The organism is Nocardia sp. NPDC005978, from assembly GCF_040614455.1.
Classification (GTDB): Bacteria; Actinomycetota; Actinomycetes; order Mycobacteriales; family Mycobacteriaceae; genus Nocardia.
This window is the reverse complement of the sequence record NZ_JBEXUS010000100.1, coordinates 23,653-29,826: the sequence shown is the minus strand read 5'-3', so window position 1 is coordinate 29,826 and position 6,174 is coordinate 23,653. Positions and strand designations below refer to the sequence as shown.

Sequence of the window (6,174 nt, the reverse complement as noted above, 5' to 3'; positions counted from 1 at the left end):
GCGACTCTGCTAGAGCGCTGCCCCGCAGCCGAAACCGCAAAGCCAAGGCCAACAACAAAGGACCATCGGTGTTCACTCCAGTGGCCTACGTAGCCGAGACCCACACGCACCCTTCATCTTCCGACGGGGTTCGGGAGAACAAGCAAGAACAACGCGGCAGTGCTGGTTACCTCGCCTGCCGTACCCGACCTCGGCTCCCCAGCTGGGAGCTGATTCGCCCTCCCAGCGTGGCTGGATGGCCGTGGGAACCTTCTCGAGCTCTACAGACACAAGATCCGTCATCGCTGAATGTCGGTACTGCCTCAGGTGATTGTGTTGAGCGGTAGTCGATTCGAGGGTCGCTCGTACCCCCGCCGGTGGTGGATCCCGTTTATCGGCCCGGGAGGGCTGGTACCGCCGTCGAGGCTCCCACCGGACCCCGCTGCTACTCCGTTATCCAGGCTGCTCTTCCTGCGGTAGGGCACCCCACCGCAGCCTCACTCCCAAACGTGACAACGCTGGTTCTCGTTATCCAGTCTGCTCTGCCCCGGGAGGGCTGGAACCGCACCCCGCCCCTCCCCCGCTGGTACCCGCCGTCTAGGCAGTTCTCCCCCCGGCAGAGCTGGAACCGCCGCCCGACCTCCCCGACCGCACCCCGCTCGTACTCGTTATCCAGGCTGCTCCCCCGGAAGGACTGGAACTGCAGCCCGACCCCCCATCGGTCCCCGCTGGTTCTCGTTATCCAGTCGTCCTCGAACCCAGCCAATCTCCCAACCCTCCGATACACCGGCGACCCGGCCACGCACACGAGAAGCGAAGCCCACAACCACCACCGAATACTCACCCCCAGGACAGTCGCAACCCCTCGAGCTCCGAACTCCCCAGAACCGCCGCCACCACCTCCGGCGGGCCGGTTACCTTCGTCCCCCAGAGATCCCAGTCCGACCACGTGATCCAGGACCGATCCGCGGCCCACAGATTCGACGGGGATCCTTGACCGCCGGGGTGGTCGTAGAGCTCGGCAGCCGAGCCGAGCGGGCCCGACACCGTTATGCCGGTATCGAACTCACCGCTCGCACCCGGGCCGAAGTAGGCGACGCAGGGCGTGGCCGCTCCCCGCGGGGAGCATGCGGTCAGGACCTCAAGAAGCACGTGCCAGGACTCACGGTCGAGTGAGCCCTCGGCGGGTGGGCGGATGCTGACCGGCCAGCTGCCGTTGGTCGTCGCGCCGGGGAGACAGCGGTAGCAGGGCAGCATGCCCTCGGGCACAGGCTGCTCGCCCAGGCGATCGGCCAGCTCGGCCCAGCGCAGTCGCCGCCAGCCCGGGCCGGGATGCCGGGATCGGCCCACCGAGCTTCCGATCTCCACCGAGCGGGCGTCGATCTCGGCGAGGCCGGGGAGGGAGAAGGGTTCCTTCGATCCCGCGGCGAGACGGTGTTGCCGGACGTCGTTGTAGGTGAGTTCCGATGGTGCCGAATCGTGTTCGTACATCGCGTGCAGCAGCCAGACGGCGTCGGGGGTCGACGCTGTTTCATAGCCGCACCATCCGATGTCCGTGTCCGGGGTGCCGAGCCATGAAACAAGGGCTCTATCTGCGATGTTCCAACTCACCGGCCCAGCGTAGCCAGGCGAGGACGGCACGGGCATCAGGTTTTCGGGGAGGGTTCGAGCAGCACGATCGGGATGACTCGGGGGTGGGCGAGGCGCTGGAAGAAGTCGTAGCCGGGGTAGGTTTCCGCGCAGATCGGCCAGAGTGCCGCTCGCTCGTCGGCGGTCGCCACGCGAGCGCGCACATGGCGGATTTCGGCGCCGAGTTGGATCGTGGTCTCGGGGTTGGCTACGAGGTTGTGGAACCACGCGGGGTGTGCGGGTTGGCCGGCCTTGGACGCGATCACCGCGATCACATCGCCACTCTCGCAATAGATCACCGGTGAGGTGCGGTGGATGCCGGATCGGGCTCCCACGTGGTCGAGGAGCAGGATTCGGGCGTTCGGCCGACCCGGTAGATGACCACCGAGTCGGCCGCCGGTTCTGCGGTAGAGGGCTACGTGCGCCCGGGTGGAACGGCGGCCGAAGTAGATTCCACGCCTGTTCGCGAATTGCGATATCGAATCGACCGTGCGGCCCAGTCGCGACGGAAACGATTGCGTCCGATCGGCTTTGCCCGTTCCGGCCATGAGCTCTCCCCCATACTCTTGCGGCCGCCTGCGCGGCCCGAGGCAAGTATGCGTTCAGCTCTGAAATCTACCTCGCGATGACCGCTATTCGGGGACCCCGCCTCCGGAGGAGCCCGAGGCGAACGGGGACTGGTCGGGGCTGCCCAGCAGTGCTGTCAGCAGGGGGTTCACCACGAGTTGATCGAAAGAGCCGGAAGGTAGGCCGCAGGGGCTGTTGTCGGCCGGGCATGCCGTGCCGAACGGGGATTCGGTGCTGCCGGAACCGATTACGAGGATGGCGGCGTCCACGCCCCAGCTGCCGGTGGAGCTGCCGGTGTTCGCGGCGGCAGCGGTGCCCGTCGTCGCCGCGAGTGCGCCACCCACTACCGCACCGGTGAGGAGTATGCCGGTCAGATATCGCTTCAAGTGTGCCTCCAGATTGGCGATCTCGATGGCAGATGCTAACGAGCGACAGAAGTGAAACGTAGACGATTCAAGAAAGGGACGCACCCCGAAAATCTGGGGCTGGATTCATCGGTGTCCATGCCGAAAACTATTGCGCCACTGTTTATTGCGGCCGGGCAGGGAACAGCATCTCGGTTGCCGCGCGCAGTATCTGGTTGGCGCGCAGGAGCGTGGTGCAGGTCGCGGGATCGCAGACTCGGTGGGCGGCGCGAGCCTGGGCGGCTTCGATCACGCCGAGGTAGGCGTCGGTGGGGAAATCGCAGTCGGCGAGCTGGGCGGATCGAGTGGCGATGGCGTCGCTGACGGAGTCGCCGAGCCGCGAGGCGGCGGGCGGAAGTGGTTGACCTTCGGGAAAATTCATCGGATTACCGCGCTTCGGGGTGGTCGGGAGCGGCGAGGCGGAGGCGGCAGTTGGGGAGGTAGGGATTCTGGCGGGTGAAGACGGTGTGCCCGGTCGTGACGCAGGTATGCATCGTGGCAAGAGGGTATCGGTAGCCGCCCTCGAGGATGATCGCTTCGCCGGTGATGGCCGTGATACGCAAGCGGGACAGGACAATGCCGCGAGTTTGGGACAGTTCCACGACGCGCGCGCCGGGGCGCACCCACGCCGGTAGGGCCGGAGCGGGCTCGGCCGGCGCGCCGATGTCGAAGGCCAGCAGTGCTTTCGCCTGCGCCTTGCGGCGGCAGATGGAGGTCGGGCAATCGCGGTGGGCGGACAGCTCTTGTCGGGCACGATCGACGGTCAACTCACCGCCCGGAAGCGGGTCGTGATCGAGTTGCTTTGCGGCAGGGCTCATTCGGCATCTCCGGTCGGCTCAGCTGCGGATATTTGGATCCGGCAATCGAGACATTCCCGCCTTCGATCATCCCCGGATAAGACAAGTACACAACAGAACTTCTCGAACTGAAACGTTCACACAGAAATCCATGCGGAATACACTGAACTTTCAGCCAGACACATTTCAGCAGGAACAGAACCCAAATAGCGAGGCTAACAAAATGGTTGGCTCGACTCTTCCACGCAGAGCGCTTGGACGGCTGCTGCGTGAACTCCGAAAGAAGTCTCAAAAGTCCCAGCTTTCAGCAGGTTTGGCCATCGACATGTCACCGCCGAGTATCAACAGATTGGAAGCGGGACAGCGAGTCAAGATCAGCACTCCCCAGTTCAGCGCACTACTGGATCTGTACGCGGCCAGCGCGGATCAACGCGCGCAGGTTCTCGCGTTGGTGGAGGAGACGAAGGCAACCAAGGGTGACCCGAAAGGCGGTTGGTGGCGCGCCTATTCGGATGTGGTGGGTAGCCACTTCGATCACTACATGGGGCTCGAAGAGGTATGCAACAGGTTCACCGCATTTCAGCTGACCCTGTTACCCGGGTTGCTTCAGACGCCCGAGTATCGCCGGTCGATGATCGTCACCAATGACCCCGACATGTCCGGCGTCGACATCGAGCGACGAATCGAACTGGCAACGCGCCGACAAGCCAGGATTCAGGAAGGTGACACCTTTCTAGTCGACGTTCTGCTGTCGGAGTCGGTGCTGCGACACCAGATCGGCGGCCCAGCGGTGATGTCCGATCAGTTGATCCATCTGACCGAGGTCGGGCAGATGTCGAACGTGTCCATACGGGTCGTACCTCACAGCGTGGGTAGCTACCTCGGCCTGATCGCCCAATCGTTCATTCTGCTCGAGTTCCCACCCCTGCGCGACCGAGGCTTGATCGAACCGCCAGTGATCTTCATCGAGGAATGGGAAGGTGCCCTGTTCCTCGAAGAGGACAAGGCCATACAGCGTCACAGAAATGCGGTCGCGGACATCCGCCGCGTAGCGTTGGATGAAGACGCCAGCAGGCAGCTGCTCGTCGGCTTTGCGAAGGAGTACTCAGCGTGAATATTGCCGTGACCGGCGCGAACTGGTTCAAGAGCAGCTACAGCCGCCCCAACGGGGAATGCGTAGAGGCCGCTCACCTGGCCGAAGGCATGGTCGGCGTGCGGGACTCGAAGAATCCCGCCGGACCCGCGCTCGTCTTCGACGGAAATGCCTGGGATGCCTTCGTTTCCGAGCTGAAGGCCGGAACCTTCGATCGCTAGCTCCCGGAGGATCGATACCTCCGGGAGCCCGGGCGGCGAATGCTCAGGAGGGCTTGCACTCGATGGTCGCGTACTTGGCGATGCCGCGCCATTCGGTCTGGGCCAGGCCCTTGGCCTGGCGCAGGTTCTTGCGCGCTTCGACGGTGACGGCGGGGAGCGGGTCGCCGCCCCAGGTCTCGGCGGTGCAGACGTAGGTGCGGGGCGCTGCCGCGGCTGCGGAAGGCGTTCCCGCGACGGCGAACACCGGAGCCACCGCCATGACGGCGGCGGGGAGGGCGGCCAGATACTTGACGTTCAACGACGTCTCCTCACGGTGGTCTCGAGATATGCGACCGTGCGGGCGGGCGCGCTACCCGACGGCAGGGGAGATTCTCGCACGTGCGGCGGGTTTCGGCCGGGCTAGGCGGGCCACTCGTAGGCGATGCCGGTGAGCTTCTCGCTCATGCGCCAGAGTGCGCGGGCCTGGGCGCGACTGTAGGCCAGCGGGTTTCGCAGTGTGCGCCGCGGATAGCCGAGGGTCTCCAGCGCGGGGCCGACGTAGGAATTTCCCGCCAGGCCGGGGACGGCCGCGGCGTACAGCTGCGGCAGTGCTCCCATCCGATCCGATTGCGCCAGCGCTACCAGCGCGCGCTGCTGCAACGCGGAAATGCGCGCGGTCCAGCCCTGCTCGGGGGTCGATTCATAGAGGTTGGTCGCGGACAGGCCCGGGTGCGCGGCCACCGCGATCAAGGGCGTGCCGTGCGCGCGGGCGCGGCGGTCCAATTCGGCGGTGAACAGCAGGTTCGCGAGTTTGGACTGGCTGTACGCGAGCCAGCGCAGGTAGATCACGCGCCAGTTGGGGTCGAGCCAATTGATCACGCCGCCCCAGGCGGCGATGGAGGACACCGTCACCACGCGGGGCGCGGGCGCGCGCAGCAGCGCGGGCAGCAATAGCCCGGTCAGGGCGTAGTGGCCGAGATGATTGGTGCCGAATTGGGCGTCGAAGCCCTCGGCGGTGCGCGCGCTGCGCGGTAGCGCCATGACGCCGGCGTTGTTGACCAGCAGGTCGATCGGGACATCGCGCACGTCGAGGTGGTCGGCCGCGCGCCGCACCGAGGCGAGGTCGGCCAGATCCAGCGGCAGGACTTCGGGTTTGGGCCCGGTGGCTCCGGCCGCGACCGATTCCAGCGCGGCCGCGGCCTTGATCTCGTTGCGGCAGGCCATGAGTACGTGCGCGCCCTTGGCCGCCAGCGCCTCGGCGGTGCGCAGGCCCAGGCCGCTGTTCGCGCCGGTGACCACGGCGGTCTTGCCGCTGAGATCGGGGATATCGGCGGCCGTCCAGCGCCGGGCGATCAAGGGCGGGTTCGCCGGTTTCGCCGCGGCCGTGTGCACCTGTGCCATCACCTTCACGCTCCTCTTACGCACGACATTATCGTCTGAGACAGACTAGCCGCTCGTGTTAGGCTGCGACAGTTCTCGCGGCGGGCCGCCGTCGCCTACCGATC

9 protein-coding genes are annotated in these 6,174 nt (G+C 65.8%); 2 read left to right on the top strand and 7 right to left on the bottom strand.

Annotated features, from left to right (window positions below):
* Positions 1 to 819 precede the first annotated feature (819 nt).
* The 5 genes from ABZ319_RS31940 to ABZ319_RS31920 all read right to left on the bottom strand — a co-directional run bounded on the left by ABZ319_RS31940 (position 820) and on the right by ABZ319_RS31920 (position 3,397).
* Positions 820 to 1,590, bottom strand: coding sequence for a hypothetical protein (locus tag ABZ319_RS31940; RefSeq protein ID WP_354990252.1), 771 nt, complete (start codon positions 1,588 to 1,590; stop codon positions 820 to 822).
* A gap of 35 nt (positions 1,591 to 1,625) precedes the next feature.
* Entirely contained in the window at positions 1,626 to 2,156 is a 531-nt protein-coding gene (locus ABZ319_RS31935) for a nitroreductase family deazaflavin-dependent oxidoreductase (RefSeq protein ID WP_354990251.1), read from the bottom strand.
* Positions 2,157 to 2,240: 84 nt separating this feature from the next.
* Positions 2,241 to 2,561 carry a hypothetical protein gene (locus ABZ319_RS31930; RefSeq protein ID WP_354990250.1) on the bottom strand — a complete coding sequence of 107 codons (321 nt, stop codon included), beginning with the start codon at positions 2,559 to 2,561 and terminating at the stop codon, positions 2,241 to 2,243.
* Between the two features lie 142 nt (positions 2,562 to 2,703).
* The gene (locus tag ABZ319_RS31925) at positions 2,704 to 2,961 is read right to left on the bottom strand and encodes a hypothetical protein (RefSeq protein ID WP_354990249.1); all 258 of its coding nucleotides are present in this window, start codon (positions 2,959 to 2,961) and stop codon (positions 2,704 to 2,706) included.
* A gap of 4 nt (positions 2,962 to 2,965) precedes the next feature.
* Positions 2,966 to 3,397, bottom strand: a complete 432-nt coding sequence (locus ABZ319_RS31920; protein ID WP_354990248.1) for a hypothetical protein — start codon at positions 3,395 to 3,397, stop codon at positions 2,966 to 2,968.
* Between the two features lie 130 nt (positions 3,398 to 3,527).
* On the opposite strand from ABZ319_RS31920, the gene ABZ319_RS31915 reads away from it, so the two are divergent.
* Both ABZ319_RS31915 and ABZ319_RS31910 read left to right on the top strand, forming a co-directional pair.
* Entirely contained in the window at positions 3,528 to 4,490 is a 963-nt protein-coding gene (locus ABZ319_RS31915) for a helix-turn-helix transcriptional regulator (RefSeq protein WP_354990247.1), read from the top strand.
* Positions 4,487 to 4,690 (top strand): DUF397 domain-containing protein, encoded by a 204-nt coding sequence (locus ABZ319_RS31910; RefSeq protein ID WP_354990246.1) that lies wholly within the window; start codon positions 4,487 to 4,489, stop codon positions 4,688 to 4,690. The genes ABZ319_RS31915 and ABZ319_RS31910 overlap by 4 nt, the downstream gene beginning before the upstream one ends.
* Before the next feature lie 43 nt (positions 4,691 to 4,733).
* On the opposite strand, the gene ABZ319_RS31905 is transcribed toward ABZ319_RS31910, so the two are convergent.
* Both ABZ319_RS31905 and ABZ319_RS31900 read right to left on the bottom strand, forming a co-directional pair.
* Positions 4,734 to 4,988, bottom strand: a complete 255-nt coding sequence (locus ABZ319_RS31905) for a hypothetical protein (RefSeq protein WP_354990245.1) — start codon at positions 4,986 to 4,988, stop codon at positions 4,734 to 4,736.
* Between the two features lie 101 nt (positions 4,989 to 5,089).
* Positions 5,090 to 6,070 carry an oxidoreductase gene (locus tag ABZ319_RS31900; RefSeq protein ID WP_354990253.1) on the bottom strand — a complete coding sequence of 327 codons (981 nt, stop codon included), beginning with the start codon at positions 6,068 to 6,070 and terminating at the stop codon, positions 5,090 to 5,092.
* Positions 6,071 to 6,174 lie beyond the last annotated feature (104 nt).